This window comes from Prauserella sediminis, assembly GCF_014195435.1.
GTDB lineage: Bacteria > Actinomycetota > Actinomycetes > Mycobacteriales > Pseudonocardiaceae > Prauserella > Prauserella salsuginis.
Window position 1 is genome coordinate 1,648,018 of record NZ_JACIBS010000001.1, and the last position, 26,297, is coordinate 1,674,314.

26 protein-coding genes are annotated in these 26,297 nt (G+C 68.7%); 15 read left to right on the forward strand and 11 right to left on the reverse strand.

The features are described from left to right. The first annotated feature begins 171 nt into the window (after positions 1-171). Together FB384_RS07445 and FB384_RS07450 are read left to right on the forward strand one after the other, a co-directional pair. Positions 172-792 (forward strand): hypothetical protein, encoded by a 621-nt coding sequence (locus tag FB384_RS07445; RefSeq protein WP_183780665.1) that lies wholly within the window; start codon positions 172-174, stop codon positions 790-792. A 236-nt stretch (positions 793-1,028) separates the two neighbouring features. Then, complete coding sequence (locus tag FB384_RS07450; protein ID WP_183780668.1) at positions 1,029-1,577, forward strand: AAA family ATPase; 549 nt, start codon at positions 1,029-1,031, stop codon at positions 1,575-1,577. 72 nt (positions 1,578-1,649) lie between these two features. Here FB384_RS07450 and FB384_RS07455 read toward each other — a convergent pair whose 3' ends face one another. From FB384_RS07455 to FB384_RS07465, 3 genes are read right to left on the reverse strand one after another with little or no spacing between them, the layout of a single operon-like run. After that, positions 1,650-3,155, reverse strand: a complete 1,506-nt coding sequence (locus tag FB384_RS07455; RefSeq protein WP_183780671.1) for a tripartite tricarboxylate transporter permease — start codon at positions 3,153-3,155, stop codon at positions 1,650-1,652. Then, a complete protein-coding gene (locus FB384_RS07460) occupies positions 3,156-3,791 on the reverse strand; it encodes a tripartite tricarboxylate transporter TctB family protein (RefSeq protein ID WP_183780675.1) in 636 nt (211 codons plus the stop codon). Further along, complete coding sequence (locus tag FB384_RS07465; RefSeq protein WP_183780679.1) at positions 3,788-4,819, reverse strand: Bug family tripartite tricarboxylate transporter substrate binding protein; 1,032 nt, start codon at positions 4,817-4,819, stop codon at positions 3,788-3,790. The genes FB384_RS07460 and FB384_RS07465 overlap by 4 nt, the downstream gene beginning before the upstream one ends. A 173-nt stretch (positions 4,820-4,992) precedes the next feature. On the opposite strand from FB384_RS07465, the gene FB384_RS27285 reads away from it, so the two are divergent. Genes FB384_RS27285 through FB384_RS07480 form a run of 3 tightly spaced genes read left to right on the forward strand, consistent with a single transcriptional unit; the run spans position 4,993 to position 7,798 of the window. After that, positions 4,993-5,784: an IclR family transcriptional regulator gene (locus tag FB384_RS27285; RefSeq protein WP_183780682.1), complete on the forward strand. Its 792-nt coding sequence runs from the start codon at positions 4,993-4,995 to the stop codon at positions 5,782-5,784. After that, entirely contained in the window at positions 5,781-6,986 is a 1,206-nt protein-coding gene (locus tag FB384_RS07475) for a CaiB/BaiF CoA transferase family protein (protein ID WP_183780686.1), read from the forward strand. Before FB384_RS27285 ends, FB384_RS07475 begins: the two co-directional genes overlap by 4 nt. 2 nt (positions 6,987-6,988) lie before the next feature. Further along, entirely contained in the window at positions 6,989-7,798 is an 810-nt protein-coding gene (locus FB384_RS07480; protein ID WP_183780689.1) for a citryl-CoA lyase, read from the forward strand. A gap of 95 nt (positions 7,799-7,893) precedes the next feature. Here FB384_RS07480 and FB384_RS07485 read toward each other — a convergent pair whose 3' ends face one another. Further along, on the reverse strand, positions 7,894-8,394 hold the full coding sequence (locus tag FB384_RS07485) for a TspO/MBR family protein (protein WP_183780692.1): 501 nt from the start codon (positions 8,392-8,394) through the stop codon (positions 7,894-7,896). Between the two features lie 139 nt (positions 8,395-8,533). Further along, positions 8,534-9,007, reverse strand: coding sequence for a MarR family winged helix-turn-helix transcriptional regulator (locus tag FB384_RS07490; RefSeq protein WP_323985153.1), 474 nt, complete (start codon positions 9,005-9,007; stop codon positions 8,534-8,536). A gap of 141 nt (positions 9,008-9,148) precedes the next feature. On the opposite strand from FB384_RS07490, the gene FB384_RS07495 reads away from it, so the two are divergent. Genes FB384_RS07495 through FB384_RS07505 form a run of 3 tightly spaced genes read left to right on the forward strand, consistent with a single transcriptional unit; the run spans position 9,149 to position 12,480 of the window. Further along, positions 9,149-10,132 (forward strand): SDR family NAD(P)-dependent oxidoreductase, encoded by a 984-nt coding sequence (locus FB384_RS07495; RefSeq protein WP_183780698.1) that lies wholly within the window; start codon positions 9,149-9,151, stop codon positions 10,130-10,132. Between the two features lie 2 nt (positions 10,133-10,134). Then, positions 10,135-11,025 carry an NAD-dependent epimerase/dehydratase family protein gene (locus tag FB384_RS07500; RefSeq protein ID WP_183780701.1) on the forward strand — a complete coding sequence of 297 codons (891 nt, stop codon included), beginning with the start codon at positions 10,135-10,137 and terminating at the stop codon, positions 11,023-11,025. Next, positions 11,026-12,480, forward strand: a complete 1,455-nt coding sequence (locus tag FB384_RS07505) for an SDR family oxidoreductase (RefSeq protein ID WP_183780704.1) — start codon at positions 11,026-11,028, stop codon at positions 12,478-12,480. It abuts the gene before it with no gap. 122 nt (positions 12,481-12,602) lie between these two features. On the opposite strand, the gene FB384_RS07510 is transcribed toward FB384_RS07505, so the two are convergent. After that, positions 12,603-13,076, reverse strand: coding sequence for a dihydrofolate reductase (locus FB384_RS07510; protein WP_183780707.1), 474 nt, complete (start codon positions 13,074-13,076; stop codon positions 12,603-12,605). Next, positions 13,073-13,870 (reverse strand): thymidylate synthase, encoded by a 798-nt coding sequence (locus tag FB384_RS07515; protein ID WP_183780710.1) that lies wholly within the window; start codon positions 13,868-13,870, stop codon positions 13,073-13,075. Before FB384_RS07515 ends, FB384_RS07510 begins: the two co-directional genes overlap by 4 nt. Positions 13,871-14,115: 245 nt before the next feature. Between FB384_RS07515 and FB384_RS07520 the strand changes: the two genes are divergently transcribed. Beyond that, entirely contained in the window at positions 14,116-15,273 is a 1,158-nt protein-coding gene (locus tag FB384_RS07520) for an FAD-dependent oxidoreductase (protein WP_183780713.1), read from the forward strand. A 56-nt stretch (positions 15,274-15,329) separates the two neighbouring features. Here the strand turns inward: FB384_RS07520 and FB384_RS07525 are convergent, their stop codons facing one another. Then, a complete protein-coding gene (locus FB384_RS07525) occupies positions 15,330-15,542 on the reverse strand; it encodes a hypothetical protein (RefSeq protein ID WP_183780716.1) in 213 nt (70 codons plus the stop codon). Positions 15,543-15,563: 21 nt separating this feature from the next. Next, positions 15,564-16,826, reverse strand: coding sequence for an NAD(P)/FAD-dependent oxidoreductase (locus FB384_RS07530; RefSeq protein ID WP_183780719.1), 1,263 nt, complete (start codon positions 16,824-16,826; stop codon positions 15,564-15,566). Between the two features lie 167 nt (positions 16,827-16,993). Here FB384_RS07530 and FB384_RS07535 point away from each other — a divergent pair, with 167 nt between their 5' ends. The 3 genes from FB384_RS07535 (at position 16,994) to FB384_RS27450 (ending at position 20,468) form a co-directional block, all read left to right on the forward strand. Then, positions 16,994-18,532, forward strand: coding sequence for a PucR family transcriptional regulator (locus FB384_RS07535; RefSeq protein WP_183780722.1), 1,539 nt, complete (start codon positions 16,994-16,996; stop codon positions 18,530-18,532). Positions 18,533-18,711: 179 nt separating this feature from the next. After that, entirely contained in the window at positions 18,712-19,602 is an 891-nt protein-coding gene (locus tag FB384_RS07540) for a recombinase zinc beta ribbon domain-containing protein (RefSeq protein ID WP_183780724.1), read from the forward strand. Positions 19,603-20,237: 635 nt separating this feature from the next. After that, entirely contained in the window at positions 20,238-20,468 is a 231-nt protein-coding gene (locus FB384_RS27450; RefSeq protein ID WP_407676091.1) for an Imm1 family immunity protein, read from the forward strand. A 58-nt stretch (positions 20,469-20,526) separates the two neighbouring features. Here the strand turns inward: FB384_RS27450 and FB384_RS07550 are convergent, their stop codons facing one another. Further along, entirely contained in the window at positions 20,527-21,492 is a 966-nt protein-coding gene (locus FB384_RS07550; protein WP_183780728.1) for a DNA cytosine methyltransferase, read from the reverse strand. 106 nt (positions 21,493-21,598) lie between these two features. Here FB384_RS07550 and FB384_RS07555 point away from each other — a divergent pair, with 106 nt between their 5' ends. Then, entirely contained in the window at positions 21,599-22,126 is a 528-nt protein-coding gene (locus FB384_RS07555) for a very short patch repair endonuclease (protein ID WP_323985155.1), read from the forward strand. Positions 22,127-22,149: 23 nt separating this feature from the next. On the opposite strand, the gene FB384_RS07560 is transcribed toward FB384_RS07555, so the two are convergent. After that, positions 22,150-22,842 carry a hypothetical protein gene (locus FB384_RS07560; RefSeq protein WP_221212665.1) on the reverse strand — a complete coding sequence of 231 codons (693 nt, stop codon included), beginning with the start codon at positions 22,840-22,842 and terminating at the stop codon, positions 22,150-22,152. 121 nt (positions 22,843-22,963) lie between these two features. Between FB384_RS07560 and FB384_RS07565 the strand changes: the two genes are divergently transcribed. Continuing rightward, positions 22,964-24,370: a ParB/RepB/Spo0J family partition protein gene (locus FB384_RS07565; RefSeq protein WP_183780731.1), complete on the forward strand. Its 1,407-nt coding sequence runs from the start codon at positions 22,964-22,966 to the stop codon at positions 24,368-24,370. Then, a complete protein-coding gene (locus tag FB384_RS07570; protein ID WP_183780733.1) occupies positions 24,367-26,196 on the forward strand; it encodes a DEAD/DEAH box helicase in 1,830 nt (609 codons plus the stop codon). Before FB384_RS07565 ends, FB384_RS07570 begins: the two co-directional genes overlap by 4 nt. Positions 26,197-26,297: the final 101 nt, after the last annotated feature.

A 26,297-nucleotide genomic window follows, 5' to 3' on the forward strand; every position in this document is an offset into this window, starting at 1 on the left:
AGCCCATGTCAGCTCCCATAGTTCGAAGGACAGCGAACCTAACAGCCCGCACCGACACTCCGGGCGTCGTCGAGTACCCCGACGGCACCACCGGAGAACCACCGCGGGACCACGGGCCGATCGCACGATCCTGCCGCTGCCTCATGCGACCCGGCGAGGAAGGATTCGGCGTTGAATGCTCATGCGCGCTACACGCGGTACGTCAACGCACGGGTGATCAAGGAACGCGTGCAGGCCGTGGGCGTCGCGGTCGTCGGCGTGGGAATGATCGCCGGCGGGTTCGTCGCGCTGAACGACGACGACGTCACGTGCGGCGGACAGGTCATGGAACAGGGCGAGGTCTGCGAGGAGACCCGCCACGGCGAGACCACCGATGAACGCGGCTACGAGGCCCAGTCCGAGGAGAACACCCTCACCGGCTGGCTGCTCACCGGCGGTGGCGCGGCGATGGTCGTCGGCGGCGGATTCTGGTCGGCGACCGCGTTCACCAGGAAGAAGCGCATCACACTCGACGAGGCCGCCGCCGGTCTCAACCCGACGACCGTGGTGACGGCTCGCCGAGCCGGCCGGACGCAGGGCGGGCACTGGCAGCCCGCGCCCACCCAGGCTCCGTCACCGATGCAAACGCCGCGTGCCGCGTCACCGCAGCACCCGCCGCAGCCCCAACATCCACCGCAGCCCCCGCATCCGTCGCAGCCCCAACATCCACCGCAGCCCCCGCATCCGCCGTACGACCAACAGCCGCCGAACGGCACGCAGCACCACCACGGACCGCAGTACCCGCTCCGCTGACCGTCGCGGCTCCACGCCTGCACGATCGCGGCTCCACGCCACTGCCGACACCTACTCCCCGCACCACCGCCGACGACTTCATCGGAACGCCACCCACCGGCACGCACCGCGGCCCCGATCGCGGCGCCCCGCTCCGGAATCGACGTCACCCCGGCGCCCTGTACCGTGCGGGACTCGTGAATGCCGATGCCGCGGAACGTTCGATCACCCGGGGGCGTTGACGGCACGTGCTGCGGATGGCGATCGAACCGAGAGCCCTGATAGTCGTTGCCGGACTGCCGGGTTCGGGCAAGAGCACATTGTTGCGCAGCATCGAATCGGACACTCCGCTCGTCATGCTCGATTCGGACAGAACCCGCGACCGGTTCGCGGCACTGCTGCCTGCCGGCACGCCGTACTCCTACTACCGACCGGCGGTGCACCTGGTGCACCGGTTGGCGGTCAGCGCCGTCATCCTGCGGCGGCGGGGCGCGGTCGTGGTTCACGATCCGGCGACCGGGGTGCCGACGCGCGCGTGGTTGGTCTCGCTCGGCGTGCTGAGCCGGCGGCCGCGGCACTTCCTGTGGGTCGACTGCCCGCCAGCCGACGCGGCGGCCGGGCAGCGCGCCAGGGGCCGCGTGGTGCGCAAGGGCTCGTTCGCCCGGCATCTGCGGCGATTGCCGCGAATGCGGGCCACCCTGCGCACCGGTCCCCGCGGCTGGCACACCACGACGGTCGTCGACCGTGACACCGCGGCCGCGGGGCTGGAGCTGACATTCCGGACGGCTGCGTCGAATCCGGACTGACCGGGGCCGGCCCGGATCGAGCACGGACGAGGGCCGAGCACCCGCCCAGCCGACCAGCCGGGTCACCGGGGACTAACTCGCCACGCGCTGCCGCCTGCGCACGCGCTTGACCGCCGGCCCCGCGAGCAGTGCCACCACGAGCAACCCGTACAGCACCAACGCGATGGGACTCGCGAACAGTAGTCCGACATCCCCTTGTCCGATCGCCATGGCACGACGCAGTTCGGTTTCCGCCAACGGGCCCAGGATCACGCCGATCAACACGGGTGCGATCGGGAATCCGTAACGCCGCAACAGGAAACCGAGCGCTCCGACCACGTACAGCAACACGACGTCGACGATCGAACTCTTCGCCGTGTACACGCCGAGCGTGGCGAACACGACGATGCCGGCGTAGAGGTAGTTGCGCGGGATGCGCAACAGCTTGGCCCAGACCGGCGCGAACGGCAGGTTGATCAGCAGCAGGATCACGCTGCCGATGAACAGACTCGCCAGCAGCGCCCAGATCAGGTCCGACTCCTCGGTGAACAGGAGCGGACCCGGCTGCATGCCGTACTGCTGGAAGGCACCGAGCATGATCGCGGCGGTAGCCGACGTCGGCAGCCCCAGGCCGAGCAACGGCACCAGGGACGTGGCCGTGGTGGCGTTGTTGGCCGCTTCGGGACCGGCGACGCCTTCGATCGCGCCCCTGCCGAACTCGCTGTCGCCGCGGCGTTTCGCGAGGTTGCGCTCCGCTCCGTAGGACAGGAACGTCGGGATCTCGGAGCCGCCTGCCGGGATGATGCCGAACGGGACGCCGAGGGCCGTTCCGCGCAACCACGGCCGCCACGAGCGCCCCCAGTCACGGCGCGACATCCACGGCCGTCCCGGCGTGATCGTCTGCGTGGCGGGGGTCCTGCCCGCGGTCGACGCCACGTGCAGCACCTCACCGATGGCCAGCAGGCCGACGGTCACGACCACGATGCTGATGCCGTCGAGCAGCTGCGGGGAACCGAAGGTGAAGCGCACCGCACCGGACTGTTCGTCGATGCCGACGAGCGCGATCGTCAACCCGAGTCCCAGCGAGGTGAGACCGCGCAGTTTGTTGCCGGAAACGATCGCCGCCGTAGCGACGAAGGCGAAGATCGCCAGTGCGAAGAAGTCGGCAGGACCGAAGCTGACCGCGAGGTCCACCATCACCGGGGAGAAGAACACGACCAGCGTCACCGCGATGATGCTGGCGACGAACGATCCGATCACCGCGGCGGCGAGTCCCTGCGGTGCCCGGCCGTTCTTGGCCATCGGGAAGCCTTCGAAAGCGGTGACCATCGAGGAGCTCTGGCCGGGGGTGTTCAGCAGGATCGCCGTCGTCGCACCGCCGAACTGCCCTCCGAAGTAGACACCCGCGAACATGATGAACGCGCCCGTGGGGTCGAGCGTGAAGGTCAGCGGCACGAGCAGCGCGACCGCCATGGCGGTGCCGAGGCCGGGCAGCACTCCGACCGCGGTTCCGAGAATCACGCCGATCAGGCACCACAGCAGGTTCTCCGGCGTGAGCGCTTCGGCGAAGCCGTTACCGAGCAGTGACAGGGTTTCCACTCAGACCACCGCCCCGAGAATCCCTGCGGGCAGCGCCATGCCCAGTCCCGCGGAGAACGCCAGTTGGGCCACAGCCGACATCACGAACGCCACCCCGATGTCGCGCAGCACGTTGCGGCCACCGAGCGCGTAGGAGACGCCGAAGAACAGCCCCGCACCGGCGATCAGCCAGCCCAGCGGTTCGAGCAACACCACGTGCAGCACCAGTGTCGCGGCCACCATCCCGAACGGTTTCCAGTCGATCGGGGGCGGCGCGTCCGATTCGGACGGACCGCCGAGCCTCCGCTCTGCCGCACCGTCGCCGGCCTCCGTGTCACCGTCGTCCGTGTCACCGTCGTCCGTGTCACCGTCGTCCGTGTCGCCCGCGTCCATGTCGCCGTCATCCGTGTCGCCCGCGTCGACGGGCTCCCTGCTTACGTGCTGCAGGACGAGCAGTGCGCTCAGCACCAGCAGCAGGGCGGCGACGACGTACGGGAAGAACTGCGGGCCGAGGAACGCACCGTTGTCCGGGACGTCCATCGTCACCGTGCGCGTGAGCACGACGACGCCGATGACCGCGACCGTACCGGCGACGATCAACTCACCGCGTGGTTTGCGGCCGCGGGCAGCGGGCCGCTGGGTTGTCGAGGTCGTCATGCCAGCCCCAGCTCCTTGCTGATCTCGGTGATGCGGGCGGTCTCGCGTTCGACGAACCGCTCGAACGGCTCGCCGGTGAGGAACGTGTCCTGCCATTCCTGCGTGTCGAGCGTGTCCTGCCACTGCTCGGTCCCGTGGACCTGTTCGAGCAGGGTTTCCAGCTCGCGACGTTGCCCGTCGGACAGCCCGGGCGGGGCGACGACACCGCGCCAGTTCGCCAGCTCGACGTCGACGTTCTGTTGCCGGAACGTCGGGATGTCGATGCCGTCCACCGGTTCGGCGGCCGACAGTCCGAGCGCACGCACCTCGCCGCTCTCGATCTGGGCCGCGAACTCGTCGTACCCGGACACGCCGACGTCGAGGCTGCCGTTGAGCAGACCCGCCACGGCCTCGCCGCCACCCGCGTACGGGATGTAGTTCAGCCCGCCGGGGTCGGCCCCCGCCTCGTCCATGAGCATGCCCGCGAGCAGGTGATCGGTTCCGCCGACGGAGCCGCCGCCGACCGCCACCGATCGGGGATCGTCGCGCCAGCGTTGAAGGAGGTCGTCGAGATCCTTGATCGGCGAGTTCGCGGGCACGACGACGACGCCGTAGTCGTTGGCCAGCCGCGCGATCGGGGTCACGTCGGTGAGGTCGTGGGGAGTACCTGTCGCCGCGATCGAGCCCATCATGACCGTGCCGGTCATCATGAGCGTGTCACCCCTGCCGGACTGGTTGACGACCCGAGCGAGCCCGATGGCACCGCCCGCGCCCGGCACGTTCAGCACCTCGGTCGTGTTCACGTAGCCATTGCTGTCCACAACGGACTGGATCTCCCTGCCGACGCTGTCCCAGCCACCACCGGGTGCGGCGGGCACCGTGATGTTCAGCCGATCCCTGGGTCCGGAACCGGCCTCCGCGCTGCTCATGACGTCGACCACGGCAACGCCGACGAGTGCGACGGTGGCGACGGCCGCCACGACGCGAGTCAGTGGTCTCATCGCTCGCCGCTCGGGTTTCGCGCTCTCCGGGGAGGCACTCGCGGTCATGGTGCTCCTTCGCGTACGTCGTCGGGCGCGTCAGCGGTCCAGTCCGCGGACCGTTTTTCGCGGTCCATCTTCCGTGGTCCACTAGACGGTCTTTTATGACCACAGTGCGGACCGTGCGCTACTATAGAGCCCGACCACGTCCGCGACAATGTCCGTGCAGGAGTTGATTTCGCGTGCCCACCACCGACGACCCCCCGGCCGGCGGCGCCGCAGGAGACAATGCACAGGCCTCGCCGGTCCGCAGTGTGGTGCGCGCGCTGGATCTGCTTGCGCTGTTCACCGAGGACCACGCCACCTGGACCGTGCGGGAACTGACCGAGACGAGCGGCCTGGCCAAGACCACGGTGCTCCGGCTCGTCGACACCCTGCAGCAACGGGGCCTGCTCTGGTCCGGCGAACAGGGGCGGATCTCGGCGGGTCCTGGCCTGCTGCGCTGGGCCAGCCTCGCGCAGACCGCATGGCGGGTACCGGAACAGGCGCGCCACGTGATGCGCGAACTGTCCGACGCCTGCGGTGAGACCGTGAACCTCTACGTGCGTTCCGGTACGACCAGGATCTGCGTGGAGCAACAGGAGGGCAGACGCAGCGTCCGGCACATCGTGCGTGTCGGTGACGAGCTGCCGCTGTGGGGCGGGGCGGCGAGCAAGGTGTTGCTGAGCGGGGCGGACGAGCGGTCGCTCGCGGCGGTCCTCGCGCTCGACCCCCACGGGCGGACGATCGACCAACTCCGGGCCGAGCTCGCCGAGGTTGCGGCCCGCGGCAGCGCCGTCAGCCACGGCGAGCGGGAGGTCGGGGCCTCCGGGCTGGCCGCCCCGGTCGTCGGCGACGACGGTGCCGTCCTCGCCGCACTGGCGCTCGGAGGGCCCACGCCGCGCTTCACTGCCGAGGCGGTCGCGGACTTCGAGGGGAAGGTTCGGGACGCGGCGAGCCGCATCTCGCGGATCGGCATCGGAGGACGGGCATGACCGGCGGACTGTTGCACGGCGTGCGGGTACTGGACCTGACGAACGTGCTCGCGGGGCCGTACGCCAGCTACCAGCTCGCCCTCTTCGGGGCGGACGTCGTCAAGGTCGAGACGCCGGGCAGCGGCGATCTGGCGCGGCAGCTCGGAGCGGACGCCGAACTGAACCAGGCGCGCCTGGGCACGTCGTTCCTCGCCCAGAACGGCGGAAAGCGGTCACTGACGCTGAATCTCAAGAGCGCCGAGGGCAAGGAGATCTTCGCCGACCTCGTCCGGGGCAGCGCGGTGGTACTGGAGAACTTCCGGCCCGGCGTCCTCGCGCGGCTCGGATTCGACTGGGACCGGCTGCGTGAACTCAACCCGCGGCTCGTCTACTGCGCCATCTCCGGCTTCGGCCAGCACGGCCCGATGGCCGACCGCCCCGCCTACGACCAGATCATCCAGGGGCTGTCCGGAATGATGAGCACCACGGGCACCACCGACACCGCGCCGCTGCGTGCCGGATACCCCATCTCGGACACCCTCGGCGGGATGACGGCGGCGTTCGCGGTGTGTGCCGCGCTCTCGAACGCGGAACGCACCGGCGAAGGGACGTGCCTCGATCTGTCCATGATGGACACCGCGATGACCGCGATGGGCTGGGCGATGTCGAACTATCTGATCGCCGGTGTCGAGCCACGGCCGATGGGAAACGAGAACGCCACCGCAGCGCCGTCCGGCACGTTCGGGACCGCCGACGGATTCCTGAACATCGCCGCGAACAAACAGGAGCAGTTCGAGGCGTTGTGCGTCGAGATCGGCCGTCCGGAACTGAGCGCCGACCCGAGATTCGCCGCACGCGAGGACCGCAAGGCCAACCGCGAGGTGCTCCGCGAGGAGGTCGAGCGTGGCCTGCGGACGAAACCCGCGGAGTACTGGGAGCAGGCGTTGTCCGCCGCCGGGATTCCGGCGGCACGGGTGCTCGGCGTACCGGAGGTCCTCGAACTGGACCAGGTCCACGAGCGCGAACTGGTGCACGAACTGCCGTTCCCCGGCGGCGACTCCGGCACCGTGCGCGTGCTGGGCAGCGGGGTGCAGGTGAACGGGCAGGCAGCCGCCCCGGACAGTGCGCCGCCACTGCTCGGTGAGCACACGGACGAACTGCTGGCCGACCTCGGCTACGACACCGACGAGATCACCGAACTACGCAGCTCTGGAGTGGTGTGACCATGACGGTCGACGGCGAACGCCACGAGGCGGCGGCCTACTGGGCGACGAACCTGGTGCGCATCCAGCCAGGCGAGATCGCGCTGCGCGGCTACCCGATCGAGGACCTGATCGGCAGGTTCTCCTTCGTCGACATCGCGTGGTTGATGGTGCGGGGCCAGCTGCCGACGCAGCCGGAGTCGCGACTGCTGGAGGCGGCGCTGACCGCGGCGGTGGACCACGGCCCGCAGGCGCCGTCGATCGCCGCGGCGCGGATGGCAGCCACCTGTGGTGTCGGCCTGAACAACGCGATGGCCACGGGCGTGAACCTACTCGGCGACGTGCACGGCGGCGCGGGCCAGCAGTGCATGGAGGTGCTGCAGACCGTCCGCGACCGTGTCCCCGCGGCGGGATCGCTCGAGACGGCCGTCGAGCGCGTACTGGCCGAGCACCGCTACGTGCCCGGTTTCGGACACCGCTTCCACCCGCGCGATCCGCGCCGCGACCCGCTGCTCGGACTCGTCGAACAGGCGCGCGACGACGGCGTCGTGGCCGGTGAGCACCTCGCCGCCGCGGTGGAACTGGAACGGCAGCTGGCGCGGAAGTCGAACAAGCCCATTCCCATGAACATCGACGGGGCGACGGCGGTCATCTACGGCGAACTCGGCTTCACGCCGGAGCTGGCGAGAGGACTGTTCGTGCTGTCGCGATCGGTCGGGATCCTGGCCCATGCCTGGGAGGAGCGGCAGAGCGGAACCAGGATCAAGGGGCCGGTCCCACGCTCCGTGCTTGCCGACTACACGGGCCCCGACCTGCGCGAACCGCCCCGCTGAGCCCTCACCGCCCAGCGGAGACCTCATCGCAGCCGGAACCACCGCTCCAGGTCGACGTTCGCGAGAGTCCGGACCGCGCGGGTGTCGACTCCGGGCTACGTGTTGAGCAGCCAGATGGTGCCGTTGAGGGCCGCGGCGAACAGCGTCCAGACCGCGTACGGCACGAGCAGCCACGCAGCCGCCCGGTGTATCCGGGCGAAGACCCCGATGGTGCAACCGACGGCCACCACGAGCAGGATGATCTCGGCGAAGGCGATTCCGTAGCGGCCCGCACCGAAGAACAACGGCGTCCAGGCCATGTTCAGCACCAGTTGCACGGCGTAGACCCCGAGCGGGACACGCGCGGCGCGGATGGAACCCGCTCGCCGCCACACCAACCAGCCGGACAGTGCGATGATCAGGTACAGCACGGTCCACACCGGACCGAACAGCCACGGCGGCGGCGCCCACGGCGGCGTGGTCAGCGCCGCGTACTGCTGACTCGACGAGCTCGCCGCCACGGATCCGACCGCGGCGACGATCGCCACGCAAACCAGGAAGGCCACCGCACCGCCGACGTCACGCAGCACGGGCCTGGCCGGGCAGGGTGTGGTCATCGCGCTCTCCTTCGTCCGAACGTTTCCGGCCCGTACCTCAGGCCGTACCGTTGCCGGCCTGCGACGTTCGAGGCCGGTGTCGCCTGCCGGCCTGTGGCGCTGTCGAGCAACGGACGGTGAGACGGCGGGCGACTGCGGCTCAGTCCCCGCGATCCGCCTCGTCGGTGTCCAGTGCGGCGTAGGACCGCATCACGGCACCGGCCTGCTGAAGGAACCACAGCACCGTGGCCGCCTCGGAATCGTCGAGCCTGCTGATGACGGCGGTCAGCTCGTCCAACATCGGTGCGAGCTGATCGCGCACCTCCGCCCGGCCGTGAACGGTCGGTGTCAGGACGACCCGCCGGCGGTCCGCAGGGTGGGGCTCTCGGACGACGTGCCCGGCCTCGATGAGCCGTCCCACCAGCGCAGCCGCCGAGGCAGACCGCATGCCGAGGCGGTCACCGAGTTCGACGGTGCCGACGGGTTCGTCCCTGGCGGCCACGTGATCCATGGCCTGCACGTCGGTCACCCGCACGCCGAGTCGCCGCGCCAGGGCGGCCTGCATCTCGCGCCCGGCCTGCAGGACCCGCCGCAGCTCGAGACCCACCGCTCGCCCGGTCCGTTCGTCCACCACGATCAGCATGATAGCTAGAAAAACTAGCTATGTGCAGCTAGCGTGGCGGTATAGCTAGAATTTCTAGCAGTGGGCCTGGTTCAGGGACGCGGTTCACTGCGGCACCGAACCGCAGGCCCCACACTTCGGGAGTGGTGTCACATGTCCGGCACTGATCGGTTGAGCCGTCTCGCGGACGTACTCGCCGACCGCACCGTGCTGCCCGGCTACAGCCGGCTCGGCTACCGGCTCCGGCAACGACACTGGCCCGCCGATCCGGCGCCCGACGCACTGGCAGGCCGGACCGCGGTCGCGACCGGGGCGAGCGCCGGACTCGGCCGGGCCACCGCGATCGGACTCGCACGGCTCGGCGCGACGGTGCTGCTGCTCGTGCGCGACGAGTCGCGGGGCGAGCGTGCCCGCGACGCCGTCCTGCAGACCGTTCCGCAGGCCGACGTTCACGTCGCCCGGTGCGACGTGGCCGACCTCGACGACGTGGACCGGTGCGCCGGACAGGTGCGGCGCGATCACCCGGTGATCGACGTACTGGTGCACAACGCCGGGGTGTTGCCGCAGGAACGCACCGAGACGCCGCAATCCCACGAGAGCACGCTGGCCACGCATGTGCTGGGGCCACTGCGGCTGACCGAGCGGCTGCGACCCGCCCTCGCCCGGTCCACGGATGCGCGCGTACTGCTCGTCTCCTCCGGCGGCATGTACACCCAGTCGATACCCGCCGACGATCTGGAATACCGGCACGGCCGCTACCGCGGTGCCGTGGCCTACTCCCGCACCAAACGACTCCAGGTCGCGTTCACACCACTGCTGTCCCAGCGCTACGCCGCCGAGAGGATCGGCGTGCACTCCTTGCATCCCGGTTGGGTGGACACCCCCGGTGTCACCGGTTCGCTCCCGGGTTTCCAGCGCGTCATGGCGCCGCTGCTGCGCAGCCCGGCCGAAGGCGCCGACACCGCGGTGTGGCTGGCGGCCACACATCCCGCACCGCCGTCCGGCCGGTTCTGGCACGACCGCAGACCGCGACCGGACCACTATCTGCCGGGCCGTGGTGACGACCCCCGAGCCGTCCGGCGCGCCTGGCGTCACTGCCTCGACGCCGCCGGCATCGACCAGGACCGGGAGGACTGACCGTGCCGACGGACCGACCGAACGAGACACCGAACCCGTCCGGGTCGGCACGCCCTGCGCCGACCGCCGTGCTCGCGGGCTGCGGAGACCTCGGCACCCGCGTCGCGGTGCGGCTCGCCGGCGACGGCTACCGGGTACTCGGCTTGCGTCGCCACCCGGACCTGCTACCGGCCACCGTCGAAGGCCAGGCCGTCGACCTGCGGACGGAGCAACCCCGCCTGCCCAGCGACACCGGCGTGGTCGTCGTGGCCCTGACCGCCGACGACCGCACGGCCGACGCCTATCGCGACACCTACGTCAACGGTGTGGAGAACGTGCTCGCGGCGATCGACCGGGACGTGCCCGGCAGCCCACGGGTGCTGCTGGTGTCGTCGACCGCGGTCTACAGGGCGGGAGACGGGACGCTGGTCGACGAGCACACCCCCGCCGACCCCGACACCGCTACCGGCGAACAACTACGCGTCGCCGAACAACGCCTACACGAGTGGCGGCCGGATGCGATCGTGCTGCGACTGGCCGGCCTCTACGGGCCGGGCCCCGGGCGTCTCGTCGCCTCGGTGCGCGACGGCACCGCGACCGTCCACTCCCGGCCCGTGTACACCAACCGCATCCACCGCGACGACGCCGCCGCCGCGATCGTGCACCTGACCAGCCGCGTGGCCCGGCCCGATCCGCTCTACCTCGGGGTAGACCACGAACCGGCCGAACGGGGCGCCGTGCTGCGTTTCATCGCCGCGGAGCTGGGCGTCGCGGAGCCCCCGGTCATCGACGAGCAGTCCGCGCGGGGGCCCGGCAAACGCTGCGACGGTCGGCGGCTTCGCGCGAGCGGCTTCACGTTCGCCTACCCGACCTATCGCGAGGGCTATCGCATCGCCTGTGAAGGGAGTCGATGAATGCGCTGTGTGGTGCTCGGTGCGACGGGGTACATCGGCGGCAGGCTCGTGCCCGAACTGCTCGAGGCGGGACACGAGGTGCGCGTCGTGGCCCGCAGTCCCGAGAAACTCGACGAAGTGCCGTGGCGAGACGAGGTCGAGCTCGTGCGCGGCGACGTCACCGATCCGTCCGACATGGCCGCCGCGTTGGCGGACAGTCAGGTGGCCTATTACCTCGTGCACGCACTGCATCGGTCCGATTTCGTGCGGGTCGACCGGGCCGCCGCCGAGAACGTGGCTGCGGCCGCGCGCGAGGCGGGTCTGTCCAGGTTGGTCTACCTCGGCGGCATCACTCCCGCTGGGGACGAGCCGTTGTCCGAGCACCTGGCTTCGCGGGACGAGGTCGGGCAGATCCTGCTCGACTCGGGTGTGCCCACCGTGGCGCTGCAGGCGGCGGTGATCATCGGATCCGGCTCGGCCAGTTTCGAAATGCTGCGGTATCTCACCGAGCGGCTCCCGGTGATGGTGACGCCGCGATGGGTCCACAACCGCATCCAGCCGATCGCCGTGCGGGACGTACTGCACTACCTCACCCGTGCGGCCGAACTTCCCGCCGACGTCCACCGCCGGTTCGACATCGGCGGACCCGACGTGCTGACGTACCTCGAGATGATGCGCCGCTACGCGGTCGTGTCCGGTCTGCCCCGGCGGGTCGTGCTCCCTGTCCCCGTGCTGACTCCATGGTTGTCCGCCCAGTGGGTGAACCTCGTGACCCCGGTACCGCGCAGCATCGGCATCCCGCTGATCGAATCGCTCGTCCACGAAGTCGTTCGCCGTGAACACGACATCGACGCCTACATCGCTCCGCCCGCCGAGGGCCTGTTGCATTACGAACGGGCGCTCGAACTCGCGCTCACCCGTATCCGCGACCGCGAGGTCCCGACTCGGTGGTCCGACGCGACGTGGCCGGCCGCGCCGTCCGACCCGTTGCCCACCGACCCCGACTGGTCCGGCGGGACCATGTACCGGGACGTCCGCGAGCGCCGCACCGACGCCACGCCCGAACAACTGTGGGAGGTCGTCGAAGCCATCGGCGGCGAACACGGTTGGTACTCGTTCCCGCTGGCATGGTCGGTCCGCGGCTGGGCCGACCGGATCGCCGGTGGCGTCGGCCTGCGACGCGGTCGCCGCGACCCCCACGAGCTGCACCTCGGCGAAGCACTCGACTGGTGGCGCGTCGAAGCCATCGAACGGCCACACCTGCTCCGGCTCCGCGCCGAGATGAAGCTGCCGGGCCGCGCGTGGCTCGAACTCGCCGTCGAGCCGGACGGCGACGGCGCACGCTACCGGCAACGAGCCCTGTTCGAACCCCACGGGCTTGCCGGCCAGCTGTACTGGCGCGCCATCTCGCCCTTCCACGACATCGTGTTCGGCGGCATGGCCCGCAACATCACGGGTGCCGCGAACGCGACCTGATCCGCCGCGAGTCCGGTCATGGCGATGGCGGGCCCGGCGACGCAGTCGTCCGGCCGCGCGGGGTGAGCCGGACTCCTCACCTGCCCCGGCTGCATCGCTCTCCTCCCGTCGGCCACTGCGGATCAGCCCCGGCCAGGCCCTTCCCATTCGAGGATCCGATAGTGCAGTCCGGTGGACGACTCGAGCCACGGTCCTGCGGAGTCCGGCGGTCTGCCGACGTCCGGCGCCGTCGTGTCGCCGTCGAAGTGTTCGCTGATCTCGGTGACCACGACGCGGTCGGCGATCGGCAACGCCGCCCGGTAGACGGCCGCGCCGCCCATGACCCACACGTCTCCCGACGCCGCGTCGAGTGCCTCCGACAGGTCCGCGAACGTCTCCGCGCCCTCCTGCCGGGTACGCGACAACACGAGGTTGCGCCGACCGGGTAGCGGCCGGAACCGGGGCGGCAACGACTCCCACGTACGCCTGCCCATGAGCACGGTCGCGCCGTCGGTCACCGAACGGAAGTGTTTGAGGTCCTCCGGTAGATGCCACGGCATGGTGCCGTCGCGGCCGATGACGCCGTTCGCGGACTGCGCCCAGATCAGCCCGATCACACCGCCACCGGTGCCTTGATGCCGGGGTGCGGGTCGTAGCCGTCGACGTCGAAGTGCTCGTAGGTGTAGTCGAACAGGCTGTCGGCGGGCTTCAGGCTGAGTGTCGGGAACGGCCGCGCCTCGCGGGAGAGCTGGGTGCGGACCTGGTCAACGTGGTTGTCGTAGATGTGGCAGTCACCGCCGGTCCAGACGAAGTCGCCGACCCGCAGGCCCACCTGGTCGGCGATCATGTGTGTCAGCAGCGCGTAGCTGGCGATGTTGAACGGCACGCCGAGGAACAGGTCCGCGCTGCGTTGGTACAGCTGGCAGGACAGCTCGCCGTCGGCGACGTAGAACTGGAAGAACGCGTGGCACGGCGGCAACGCCATCTGCGGGATGTCGGCCACGTTCCACGCCGACACGATGATCCGCCGGGAGTCGGGATTCTCGCGCAGCGTGCGCAGCACCTCGCTGATCTGGTCGATGTGCTCGCCGTCGGGCGTCGGCCACGACCGCCACTGCACGCCGTAGATCGGGCCGAGGTCACCGTCCGGCGCGGCCCACTCGTCCCAGATCGTGACGCCGTTCTCCCGCAGCCACGTCACGTTGGCGTCGCCGCGCAGGAACCACAGCAGTTCGTAGGCGATCGAGCGGAAGTGGACCTTCTTCGTCGTGATCAGCGGAAACCCGTCGGACAGCCGATAGCGCAGCTGGTGACCGAAGATCGACCGTGTGCCCGTGCCGGTGCGGTCCGCCTTGCGGGCACCGCCCTCCAGCACGTGCTGAAGCAAGTTCTCATACTGCGTATCCGGCATGCCCCGATCGTAGGCAGTCACGCGAAGCGTGTCCGGTTGGGCGGTGGCGGGAGACGGGCGGGCCCTAGGCAGTCACGCGCAGCGTGTCCGGTTGGGCGGCGGTGGGAGACGGGCGGGCCCTAGGCAGTCACGCGCAGCGTGTCCGGTTGGGCGGTGGCGGGAGACGGGCGGGCGTAGGCAGCGGCGCGAAGCGGGTTCGGGCGGTACCGCGCGGAGGGTAAGCGAGCGCGGGGCATGATGAACCCATGTCGGAACGCGCGGTCGTGGTGGGTGGCGGAATCGCCGGGCTGGCCACGGCTGTCGCGCTGCAGCGCCGCTCGTGGCAGGTGACCGTGCTGGAGCGGAAACCGTCGATCTCCGAGGTCGGTGCCGGGATCACGCTGTGGCCCAACGCGCTGCGGGCGCTCGACGCACTCGGCCTCGGCGAGCGGATCCGCGGTCTCGGGCTGGTGCAGGGTTCGGGCGGGATCCGCGACAGTCGCGGCCGGTGGCTCGCCCGCACCGATTCCGACGCGCTGGCCGCCCGGTTCGGCGACGGCATGGTGGTCGTCGAACGCGGGGAACTCCTGGCGACGCTGCGGGACGCCTGCCGCGACGTCCGGGTTCGCACCTCGGCGGAGGTACGCGGCGTCGACGCGGACACCGCCGACCCGGATACGGCCGTGACCCTCGGCAACGGCGAATCCGTGCGAGGCGACGTGGTGATCGGTGCCGACGGTGTGGGGAGCGCGGTGCGCGGGTCGCTGTGGCCACGCGCCAGGGTTCGCTCGACCGGCATGCTCGCCGCCCGGTTCATCGGCCGACTCGCCGACCCCGGCGACGTGGAGGGCGGCGAAAGCTGGGGACGCGGCGACTACGCCGGAATCGCGCCGTTGCCCGACGGGCGGCTCTACGTCTTCCTGGTCGTGCCCGTGGCCTCGGGCGTCCCGTCCGGGCCCGGCGAGGCGCTGCCGTGGCTGCGTCACCGGTTCGCCTCCTGGCACGACCCGCTGCCGCAGCTGCTCGCGAGCGTCGAACCGTCGCAGCTGCTGGTCAACGAACTCGCCGACCTCGCCCCGCTGCGCACCCTGGTCCACGGGCGAGCCGTCCTGGTCGGCGACGCCGCGCACGCCATGGCCCCGAATCTCGGCCAGGGCGCGTGCCAGGCCCTCGAGGATTCCGTCGAGCTCGCCAGTGCCCTCGCCGCCGGAGCCGATCGCGACATCGCCCAGCGGCTGCGGGTCTACGACCGTCGACGGCTACCCCGCGTGCATCGGCTGGCGCGCCGCTCCCGCAGCGCAGGAAGGGCGGCGGGGATGCGCGGCCGCACGACGACCACGGTCCGGAACGCGCTCGTCGGTGCCGTCCCGGACGCCCTGGCACTCCGCGCGTTCGACGCCACGCTGGACTGGACACCGCCCTGAGAGGTTCGCGAGCGGGCCGTGGAGCCGGTTGCGCGTCGAGCCGGTCCCTCCCGCGGTCATCGCGTGTCCCCGCGGGGTGAGCCGTCGGGCCGGGCGGCGGCGCCGGGCCAAGCGATGCCCAGGTCCTCGGCGAATCCGGTGGCGATGCGTTCGAGGACGTCGCGCTGGGTGCGCAACAGCTGGTTCTCGACGCGCAGCCATTCCAGTTCGGCGCGTTCGTCGTCGTTCGGATGTGGCCCGCCGGAGTGCTGGCCCCCGTGCTCGGTCATGGCTGCAGCTCTCGGCGGTGTTCAGCGCAGCGGATCGAACTCGTGGAGTACGTCCGGCCGTTTGCCGGTGACGATCTGCTCCGCGAGCAGACGCCCGGTCGCGGGGCCCTGTGTCAGGCCCCACATGCCGTGGCCTCCCGCGGCGTACACGCCCGGTGCGTTCGTCGCGCCGATGATCGGTTTGCCGTCGTGGGTGACCGGACGGGCGCCCACCCATTCGTCGCGGCGCTCCTCCCAGCGGACCCCGGCCAGCAGCGGGCGCGCGGATTCGACGACGGCGTCGATCCGCGCGGGGTCGAGCGCATCGTCGGCACTACGGAACTCCATGGTCCCCGCGACGCGCAGCGCACCCTGATAAGGCGTGCAGGCCACGCGGATCCCCGGCAGGTACACGGGACCGGTCACCGGCTCGTCGGTGGGCACGGTGAACGAATAACCACGACCGGCGCGGACCGGCACCCGGATCCCGAACCGGCGGCCGAGCCGGTTGAACCATGCGCCGCCCGCCAGGACCGCGACGTGCGCCGACACCGTGGCCGACGACGTCGACGCCAGCGTCACGGCGTGATCGTGGGGCCGCACGTCGATCACGTCGAAGCCGTCGCGGATGACACCGCCCCGCTCGCGCACCGCGTCGGCGAGCCTGCCGGCGAACTCCCCGGGGTCGAGGTAGCGCTGGCCGTCGAGGCGGATGCCTTCGCCGAGCCGGTCGGACGCCTGCGGCAGCCGGTCCCGCAGCTCGCCGACGCTCAGCCGCTCGTACGAGACATCCTGGCCGGCGTCGCCGAGCCGGTCGAACTCGTCGATCAGCGCGGCGGCCTGGTCATGGTTCTCGAACGCGGCGGTGATCGGAGCCTGCACCGCTCCGGTCTCCACACCGCCGGCCGCGAGCGTGTCGTAGGCCTTCAAACTCTCGACGTTGAGCGGCAGGTTCGCACGGGCCACACGGTCCCAACCGCTCGTGGTGCAGCGTGCGGCAAAGCGGAGCAGGAACCGCCAGAGCGCCGGATCGACCCTGGCAGGCACGTGCAGCGGCGCGGTGCGGTCGAACAACGAGCGCAGCCCGTAGCGGAGCACGCCGGGGTCGTTGAGCGGCAGCGCCAACCCGGGCGAGAGCCAGCCCGCGTTGCCCCAGGACGACCCCGCGGCCACGCCCCGGCGGTCGACGACGGTCACCTCGACCCCGTGTTCCTGCAGGAACCAGGCGGTCGACAAGCCGACCACGCCTGCTCCGACGACGACCGCCGTCCGCGGGTGATCGAAGCTGCCTGCGGCGTTGAGCATGAGTACCTTCCCGTGTCTGGTCCGACTCCAGTGAGCATGACCGAACCGGGCCGCCACCGTGTTGTGCGAAGTCAACAACCTCGGCTTGCGAGATTGTCCGGATCGGCCAGCGTACGATCGGCTCATCCGGGCGGTGCCCCGGCGGATTCGCGCAGGGCTGGTTGTGGATGGTCAGGCTGGATCGCCTCATCAACGTGCTGGGCGGCTACGACGTGCGTGCCTCGGGCCACAACCGGGACAGGGACGCCGAGCTGCACAGCGTGGCGATGCACGACCCGGCAGGCGACGGTCCGGTCCTGGGCGACGCGCTGCTGGCGGTCGGTGTCCCCGACACCGCCCGTGCGCTCGAGCTGGGACGCGCCGCGCAGGCCAGGGCCGTACTGATCAGGGCCGACTGTGACCTCGACGAGGGCGTCGTCGCAGCGGCACGGGCCGCCGAGATCTGCTTGTTGCTGGTGCCCGCGGAAGTGTCCTGGAGCCAGGTGGCCGGCGTCGTGTACGGCCTGGTGCTGGAGGGCCGGGAGACGGAAGCCGGCCGGGGACCGAGCGACCTGTTCACCCTCGCCGACAGCATCGCCGCCGGTGTCGGCGGCCCGGTGACCATCGAGGACCAGCTCTCCCGGGTTATGGCCTACTCGAGCGTGCAGCACGACACCGACGCGGCCCGGCTCGACACGATCCTCGGCAGGCGGGTGCCGGAGCGGGTGCGGGCACTGTTCGACGAGCGCGGCGTGTTCACGCATCTGGCCATGTCCGACGAGCCGCTTCACATCACCGGCGCCCCGGAGCACGGCTTGCAGGACCGGACCGTCGTCGCGGTGCGCGCGGGCCGTGAGCTGCTGGGATCGCTGTGGGTCACGTGCGACGGCCCGCTCGATCCGGTCCGCACGCGGGTGCTCGCCGACGGCGCCCACACCGTGGCGCTGCACCTGCTGCGTTCCCGGGTGAGCGCCGATCTGGAGCGACAGGTCGAATCGGAACTGGTGATCCAGCTACTGGAGGGCACTCCCGATGCGGCCGCCGTCATCGGGAAACTCGGCCTTCCACCCCGGCGGCACCGCGTCATCGCACTGCAGGCGCACACGGCGGCCGAACGCAACGCCGCGATCCTGCTGGCGTTCGAACGAGCCACCACCGGCTTCGGCTGGTCGCGCCCCGGCAGGACGACACTGTTCGGCAACACCGTCTACACGGTGCTTCCCTGCGACGACGATCCCGCGCCCGCACTCGACTGGTTGCACGAACTCGGACAGGGTCTGCCCCGCCACGCCAGTCTCGCCGCGGGCGTCGGCGGCCCCGCCGAACCCGGCGAGATCCCGGCGAGCAGGCAGGAGGCCGACGAAAGCCTCGCCCTGCACGCGGCGCGGGCCGGCACCGAGCCGGTCTGCTACGACGAGGCCTGGGACGAGATCCTGCTGCAGCGGCTCCGCACCGCGGCCACCGCGGGACGGGTGCCCTCACGCGGCCCGCTCGCGCACCTGGCCAGGCACGACGACGCGCACGGCACCCGGTTGTTGCCCACGCTCCACGCGTGGCTCGAGGCGCAGGGCGACCTGAACGCAGCCGCCGACCACCTCGACGTCCACCCCAACACCATCCGTAACCGCCTGCGCAAGATGTCCGAACTCGCCGACCTACGCCTCGACGAACCACGCAAACGCCTCGCGATGCTGATCACCCTCGCCGTCGGCGACCACGAGCGATAAACCCCGCGTGCCGGGGCCCGCATGTCGGGTCCGCGTGTCCTGCACTCAGCCCCGCGTGTTCTGCACTCAGCGTCCGCGTGTCCTGCGTTCGGGACCGCGTGTTCTGCGCTCCGGCGCCTGTGTTGCGACTGGCGGTCGTTACAACCCCGCTACGAGCCGCACCCCCGTCGTGCGCGCGTGTGCGGCTGCTGTCGAACGCGTCGTGTACGCGAACCGCGAAAGCGCCCGTTGTCGCGGCGACGGATCACGAGGACACGGTCGTCGGAATCGACGACGATCCCTGCGACGCTGACCGAGCGCTTCGGCATCTCACCCATCGCATGTCCTGCCTTGTCGTCGGCGCAGCTGTTCATGAGCGGTGGCTTGCGGTCGACGCGATCTTCCACCCCCGTGCGGGCCACCGTGTAGACCGGGACGGAGAGCCGACTGAGGCACTGCCCGTGGACCACCGCGAGCACCGCTACCTACTCAGCGGCATCCTGCGGTGCGGCAAGACCAAGCCCGACGGCACGGTGTGCAATGCCCAGCTCAGGGTCACCCGTCAACGGGACTGCGAGCAGCACATTTACGCATGCGCCACCAAAGGGCGAGGTGGCTGCGGCGGTCTCGGCCGGCGTGGCGACAAAGTCGACGAATACATCACCGAGTTGGTGCTGGCCAAGCTGGAACAACGGCAGGCCGTGGCGAAGGATTCCGGGCCGTGGGCCAAGGAGGCCGAGCGCGAACGCGTCGAGAGCAAATTGGCGACCCTCACCGACCAGTGGAAGGACGACCAGGTCACGGACGACTTCTTCTTCTCGAACGTCCGCGACCTCGAGCAGCAACGGACCGGTTTGCACAACGAACGAGCACGGCACACTGCTGCCGCCGAACGCGCCGCAGCGGATACAACCGACGTCCGGCATCGCTGGCACACTCCGCCAGAGGAAGGCGGTCTGGATATCTCGCAGAAGCGAGCCTACGTGCGCGAAGCGCTGCACGCCGTCATAGTGCTACCCGTTGGCAAGGGCAACGGGAGCCGCGGCCGTTTCAACGCCGATCTCCTCGTGCCGGTCTGGAGGGAGGAGTAGGGCACGACGCTCAACGCGCCAACTCACGTGCAGACCCGCGAACAGTGGGCGTCCTCGACAGACGCCCACTGACGCTCCTCAGCCTTTTGACTCCTCGGAAAGATCATTACTCCTCCTACTGTTACTGAGCCTGACCCAAGCAGGGTCGCTACTCTCTGCCACTTCTCTTCGCTCCACTGCGGTGACTCTTGCGCCAGGCGTCGGCCCCATTCACGTGCGGTCTCCGTCCTTGCACTGGCCACAGCACACCGGTCGGCCCCGCGAGATACACGCCGGTTACGAGCCATCGCACCCCTGGCCCTGACTGTTAGCGCAGCCCGTAGGGAGGGACTCAGAGACATCCCCTAGAGACTCCGTCCCAGACAGGTCTCCGTAGCCGTCCCCGGTGCAGCTATCCAGACTCCCCAAAAGGTGTCCCTGCTGGTCATACGGGGGATGTTCAGTGGGGAGACGGCCGGGGAGAACTCCCCATGTCCCCTCCCGGTCCCCATATGGATCCCCGTTCTTCCCGGCACGGCCTCCACGTTCCCGAGCAGTCAGGGCAGCGGCCACGTCGGCACCACGGACGACCTTCACCCCATGAGACTTGACCTGAGGACCCCACCCACGAGCACCACATCGAGCTCGAGTTCGGTATCAGCGCCGAACCCGGCAAAGGCGCCCTGGCGTTCGGTGCCGGCGACAGCATCTACGTACCGGCCCACGGCACCAACGCCGAAGACGTCGACTACCAGCTGGGCGGCGCCCACCCCGGAGGTTTCCCACCAAAGGCAGAAATACCGCTGGATGACATGCTGGCAGTGCTGGAGCAGTTCCTACGGACCAACCAGCGGCCGACTGGCGTCGAATGGGTTGCCGCGTACTAACTGCGCACGACCAGGGTTGCCGGGTAGTCGGCCAAGGACCGGGGCAGGCTGTCCACTGTCAGGCGCCGTCGGCTACCTCGGCATCTGCCTGTTCCAGAGCCTTCCGGATTGCCTTACCGACAGCCTCAGCGACAGGCGGCGGGAAGGCGTTGCCAACCTGACGATATGCCGCGGTCTTACGCCCCTGGAACTTCCAGGACGTCGGGAACCCTTGGACAACGCCCGCCATCTCGACTGTCAGGCGCGGGTGACCAGAACTGCCCTGTCCGGGCGGAGCATCCGCCACACCCATAGCGTCGACGCCGAGCGTCTTCCACGCAGCTTTAGCGCGGGTTGGGCCAAGATCAGCGCCACCGTGCTTCTTACTGCCGCCCACAAGTGCCGGCCCTACGTCATTGGCAGTCTTGGCCCACTCGTCGGCACCATCCCAGCCGTCGGCCTTCATAAGTCTCTTGAGTGCCTGTCCAACCGTTTTTCGCCGTGCCTCAGGTTCAGGCCAAATGAAGTGGACCGCTGCTTCCGGCCTCATAGCGACGAGCACAGAACGGAGCCGTGCTTGAGGTACGCCGTAGTCCGCAGCGTTGAGCAGCTCCCAGCCGCAAAACTCGTAGCCTAGTTCCTTGAGTTCCCTGACGATCTCGTCACGGTAACCGTCGAACTTCTTGGCAAGCAGCCCGCGTACGTTCTCGATCATGAGTGCACGCGGGTTCAGCTCGCTCGCCAAGCGGATGACCTCCGGGAACAGATCACGCTCGTCGTGCTTGCCAAGTTGCTGGCCAGCAATGCTGAACGGCGGGCACGGGACCCCTCCCGCGAGGAGATCGACGCCAAGCACATCCTGCGATGGCTGCCATTCCCGCAGGTCAGCCTCGATAACGTTCCACCTAGGCCGATTCGCGCGCAGAGTGAGGCATGCCGCGGGGTCCATCTCAACGCATGCCGCATGCTCGAACCCAGCCTTCTCGAGCCCGAGAGCCTGGCCACCGGCCCCGGCGCACACCTCGACGGATCTGTAAGCGGTCAAGTCAGCGGTCCCTTAGCGATGGTAGAAGCTCGGCTCTAGACGATGACAGGAGAATAAGACCATAGCTGGCCGACAGACTTGCGGCACCGCACCGGCAAGGAGACGTGTGACTGACGACAAGGCGGCAGTGGCCCGAGAGCGAGCACGAGCATCGGGACGCCACCCTCACCCCACATCCGAAGGCCGATCACGCAACATGCGCGCAATCAAGCGCACGGACACGAAACCCGAGATCAGGCTCCGGCAGCGCTTGCACGCCCTGGGCTTCCGGTTCCGGAAGGACTACCGGCTGGACCTTCCAGGCGGGCGGGTGCGGCCGGATGTCGTTTTCACGCGCCGGAAGGTAGCGGTCTTCGTCGACTCCTGCTTCTGGCATGTCTGCCCTGAGCACGGCCGCACGCCGACGTCCAACGATTGGTACTGGACCCCCAAGCTCCGGCGGAACGTCGAAAGGGACCGGCGCGCGGACCGGATGCTTGCCGAGGCCGACTGGGCCGTGGTTCGCGTCTGGGAGCACGAACCCCCCGACGAAGCGCTTCAACGAGTCTCAGACGCCGTCACAGGCCGGGCAGCAGCGTGCTCGACGTCGTCACCCGACCAGACAACGTCGAGCACCACCACGTCGCTGCTGTAACGCAATAGAGCTTGCGCCCGTGTCTAATCAATCTCCTTGAGCCGGTCAGCAACCTCGCTTCGCTGTTCAGGTGGCACCCGGAGATACGCTGTCCAAGCGCGGTCGAGTTCCGTAGAGCCGCGCCGTCCTCGCTCGACCCAGCGCGTGAGACGACGGCGGTCGCTGTCCCCGAGGCGCTTGGCGGCGGCGATGGCATCAGTGACGTTAGCCGGCTCGTCATCACGGCCCGCCTTACAGCGCTTACATTCTGTAACCAACGCATTCGTCGCGTGCCCATCGGCGCCGAGGACGGTTCGCCGAGAGACGGCAAGTACTGCAGTCATTACTGCGTCGTCGGGATACTCCTCGCCACCGGCGATGCCGCAAAGCGTGCACATGTAGCCGTCCCGCGCAAGCGTGGCCTGACGATCCCTGCTCGAAACTGTCCCTTGCTTCGCCTTACGGCGTTCCTTCGGGTCCCAGACTGCGGCACCCGCCCTGACGAAGCGCTGGTCCTCCGCAAGCAAAGAAGCGTCCTCGACGCTTGAGTACACAACCCACCCATAGTCACGGAGGTCGCGGATACGGCGATCCACCTGCGAAACCCCAGGGAAAGCGTCCCGGAGCTGGTTCTTCGTAAAGGTGTTGCCCTCGCCAACCACCTGGAGCAGCCAGAGAGCTCCTCGAACCATCGTCCCCGCTTTCAGCTCAGGGTCGTCCCAGGCAGGCTGTTCCACGTTGACTCTCCTCCCTCGCGATCCGTGGTCACCCTACTGATCCACAGCGAACTGTCGTGGCCATTTGCAATGATGCACACGCACACGTAACAGCTTGCATTCCGTCCAAGAGGAGCAGCACATGTCCGGCTTCGGCCTTCCCCCCAAGGGGGAGGAGATCAAGGCCATCGTCCACCAGCGCCTGAGGCAGGCGATGGCAGAGGATGGAGCAAAGGTCACGATTACGTGGAGAGACCAGCCGCGCCATCTCTATGTGATCTCGATGCCGGTCGAGATGCTCTACTTCAACCCAGATACCCACCGGATCCGTGCTCAGAGGACTCTTGACCCTGAGCGGAACAAGGCCATCGAGCAGGACCCGTGGGGGCAGGAAGCCCAAAAATACCTCCACGACCTGCTGAGGAAGCGGCCGGCGAACCCGGACCAGACCGACCCGGACTACACAGCCCTCATGGACGAGCTGGACGATGTCGGTCAGCGTGAGCCCGGCATCGTGAGCCCACATGGAATCCTGGTCGACGGCAACACCCGTGCGGCAGCACTGATCGACCTAGGCGAAGAGAACATCAGGGTCGGCGTACTGCCGGATGACACCTCGCGCCGGGACATCAACAATGTTGAACTGTCACTCCAGCTCCGGAAGGACCGCCGACGCGACTACTCCTACATCAACAGGCTGATCGCTATCGACGAGGAACTCGGTGCTGGGCGTTCGGAGGCCGATGTAGCTAAGGACTTCAACATCAAGCTCGCGACCTTGCAGCGTGACCGATGGGTCTACCGGCTTATCCTCGACGCGATTGACCGCAGCAAGACAGACGACGGCACGTCGCTGCGGCTGATCGACTTCGAACAGCATCAGGAGAAGCTCCGCGAACTCCACCGCGACTACACCAAGCTCGCGACATCAGACCCCGACGCTGCCAACCGCCTTATGCATTCGCGGCTCGCCATGGTGCTGCTCGACTACCCGAAGACATCGTTGCGGCTTGCCGCAGAGGATTTCCACAAGCGCTACCTTGAAAGCCGCCTCCCAGAGGAGCTCAAGCCCGAGGTAACCGCTTCGGAGCCAGCCTCCGTGCCCGGCATTCCTGGGACGACCCTGCCGGGCCAGAGCAACGACGTAGCCACCACCGAAGCTCTGGCGAACCAGCTACTTCGCGCAAAGGCTGTGGCTACAGACGGCACACGCACAACTGCCGGACAAGCTGCAGAAGCATCCGCGATAATGAAAAAGGCACGTGAGACGTTTGACGTCGCCGTAAAGCTCGCCGGCCAGAACGCAGAGCTCGTCAAACGGCAAACCGCTGTGCCCGAACGTCTCACCGACGCCGCCGACTACGTCACGCAGTGTGCCAATGAGTTCGCCGAAGCGAAGGCCAAGCGAGCGCTCGACGAAGAGGCATTCGACGACGCTCTCCTGGTGCTCCGTGAGAGCCTTGACAGCCTCGCCCGTCAGGCGGGCCGCACGTTCACGGCGCCTGGGGAAGGTGTCGCCTGGCTTCTTGAGGCTGTCCGGACCAAATGACGGCAGCGGAAGAAAACCCGAGCCTCACGATCGGCCTGGCACCCGACGTCACGCGAACACGGCTCACCGCGCGGCCCGGTTTAGAAGCTGATCTCCGTCGGCTCGCAGTCAGGTTCCAGTCGACCACACAGAGGACCCAGAGCAGCATCGAGGTGCAACTCGACGAGCTCCTCATGAACCTTGATGCCCTCAACACGTGGCCGTACAAGTCGGATGGCGATGTTGTCTGGGACCCACAGCTGCGGGCGCTTGTGGTCGACTCACTCCACGATGCGGCAAGTGTTTCTAGTCGGCTGGAAAATGCACCAACAGCCACAGAGCCCCAAGCGATCCACGAACGCCTGGGACCCGAATGGTCTGGCGATCTCACCGCCTTTCAGCGCCGAGACATCGCCAAGCTGCTGTCGCTCAGGCACGGAGCAAACTTCTCGGTGCCCGGTGCCGGCAAGACGCGAGTAGGGCTCGCTGTGTTCCAAGCCCTGCGGTACACGGAAGGAATCGAACGGCTTCTTATTGTCGGCCCCAAGTCGTGCTTCAGCGCCTGGCAGTATGAAAACGCAGAGTGCCTGCGTCCGGCGCTCACCATGGAGATCGCTGACGGTGCGCCGGCGGCTACGTCTGACGCAGTCGTCGTCAACTACGAGCGCCTGCCAAACATGGTCGACACGCTCGGCCGGTGGCTCACGGAGCGGCCTTCCATGATCATTCTTGATGAGGCGCACCGGATGAAGCTCGGAGCGAACGGGGCGTACGGTGCAGCTTGCCTTGCGCTCGGCCCACGCGCCCGACGGCGGCTCATCCTGACCGGCACCCCTGCACCGAACGGCGTCAAAGACCTCGAGAACCTCTTTGGCTTTGTATGGCCTGGGACAGGTCGTCAGAACGTGCTCCGGGCGGTAAACGGCGGTGACCTCGCCCAGGCCAGCCACGCGCTCCGGCCACTCTTCACCCGAACCACCAAAGGTGAGCTGGACCTTCCGCCGGTGGAGACGAACCTTCGCACCCTCCCACTTCCACCGCTTCACTCGGAGGTCTACAAGGCTCTCGTGGGCCAGTTCTCCGCCAGGGCTGCCGGATATGAGGGCGACTTCCAGGCCCTCGGCCGGATTTTGGTCTACATGCTGATGGCGGCCACGAGTCCCGCCCTACTGGCTGTCGGCACGACTCGATATGAACCGCTCGCCTACCAAGTTCCGCCACTTGCGGTGCCGGAGGAGTCGTCGCTGTACAAGTTGATGCAGGACATGCCTGCGTACGAAATGTCGCCGAAGTACCAGGAAGTTCTGGCGATCATCCGCGAGAATGCGGCGCAAGGTCGCAAGACTCTCGTGTGGTCCACGTTCATCCGAAGTCTCAATACCCTGCAACGCATGCTGTCGCAGTTCGGGCCCGCCATGGTTCACGGGGGAACACAGGACCGAGAGGATCAGATCAAGAGATTCCAGACTGACCCCGACTGCATGGTCTTGCTGTCCAACCCAGCAACGCTCGGTGAAGGGATCAGTCTGCACCACGAATGTCACGACGCCGTGTACGTCGATCGAGACTTCGCTGCGGGCCGCTTCCTGCAGAGTCTCGACCGTATTCACCGACTCGGACTCAGCCACGACGTCCAAACTCGAATCACTGTCCTTGCCTCGGAAGGCACCATCGACGAAGTCGTGGCAGCTCGGCTCGCGAACAAGCTGGCGTTCATGGGGGGAATCCTCGATGACCCGGCGGTGCAACAGCTCGCTGATCTCGACGAAGAACCGGCCGTCGGCGGAGGCCTCGACCAGGGCGACTTGAAGTCACTGATGGGCCACCTGCATGCGCCTTCCACCTGAGCCAGTCCTGCTGGCCGCCAAGCGGTGGCTGGAAACCCTCCCGTCTAGTGGTGGGGTCCCTCGTGCACAGGCTCTGCTGACAACCCATCCGCAGTACAGCG

Bases quoted from the DNA above. Each gene is read 5' to 3' on its own strand.
- FB384_RS07450 (WP_183780668.1), top strand. From the start codon at position 1,029: ATGGCGATCGAACCGAGAGCCCTGATAGTCGTTGCCGGACTGCCGGGT.
- FB384_RS07460 (WP_183780675.1), bottom strand. From the start codon at position 3,791: ATGACGACCTCGACAACCCAGCGGCCCGCTGCCCGCGGCCGCAAACCA.
- FB384_RS07465 (WP_183780679.1), bottom strand. From the start codon at position 4,819: ATGACCGCGAGTGCCTCCCCGGAGAGCGCGAAACCCGAGCGGCGAGCG.
- FB384_RS07475 (WP_183780686.1), top strand. From the start codon at position 5,781: ATGACCGGCGGACTGTTGCACGGCGTGCGGGTACTGGACCTGACGAAC.
- FB384_RS07480 (WP_183780689.1), top strand. From the start codon at position 6,989: ATGACGGTCGACGGCGAACGCCACGAGGCGGCGGCCTACTGGGCGACG.
- FB384_RS07485 (WP_183780692.1), bottom strand. From the start codon at position 8,394: ATGACCACACCCTGCCCGGCCAGGCCCGTGCTGCGTGACGTCGGCGGT.
- FB384_RS07495 (WP_183780698.1), top strand. From the start codon at position 9,149: ATGTCCGGCACTGATCGGTTGAGCCGTCTCGCGGACGTACTCGCCGAC.
- FB384_RS07505 (WP_183780704.1), top strand. From the start codon at position 11,026: ATGCGCTGTGTGGTGCTCGGTGCGACGGGGTACATCGGCGGCAGGCTC.
- FB384_RS07515 (WP_183780710.1), bottom strand. From the start codon at position 13,870: ATGCCGGATACGCAGTATGAGAACTTGCTTCAGCACGTGCTGGAGGGC.
- FB384_RS07520 (WP_183780713.1), top strand. From the start codon at position 14,116: ATGTCGGAACGCGCGGTCGTGGTGGGTGGCGGAATCGCCGGGCTGGCC.
- FB384_RS07525 (WP_183780716.1), bottom strand. From the start codon at position 15,542: ATGACCGAGCACGGGGGCCAGCACTCCGGCGGGCCACATCCGAACGAC.
- FB384_RS07530 (WP_183780719.1), bottom strand. From the start codon at position 16,826: ATGCTCAACGCCGCAGGCAGCTTCGATCACCCGCGGACGGCGGTCGTC.
- FB384_RS07535 (WP_183780722.1), top strand. From the start codon at position 16,994: ATGGTCAGGCTGGATCGCCTCATCAACGTGCTGGGCGGCTACGACGTG.
- FB384_RS07565 (WP_183780731.1), top strand. From the start codon at position 22,964: ATGTCCGGCTTCGGCCTTCCCCCCAAGGGGGAGGAGATCAAGGCCATC.
- FB384_RS07570 (WP_183780733.1), top strand. From the start codon at position 24,367: ATGACGGCAGCGGAAGAAAACCCGAGCCTCACGATCGGCCTGGCACCC.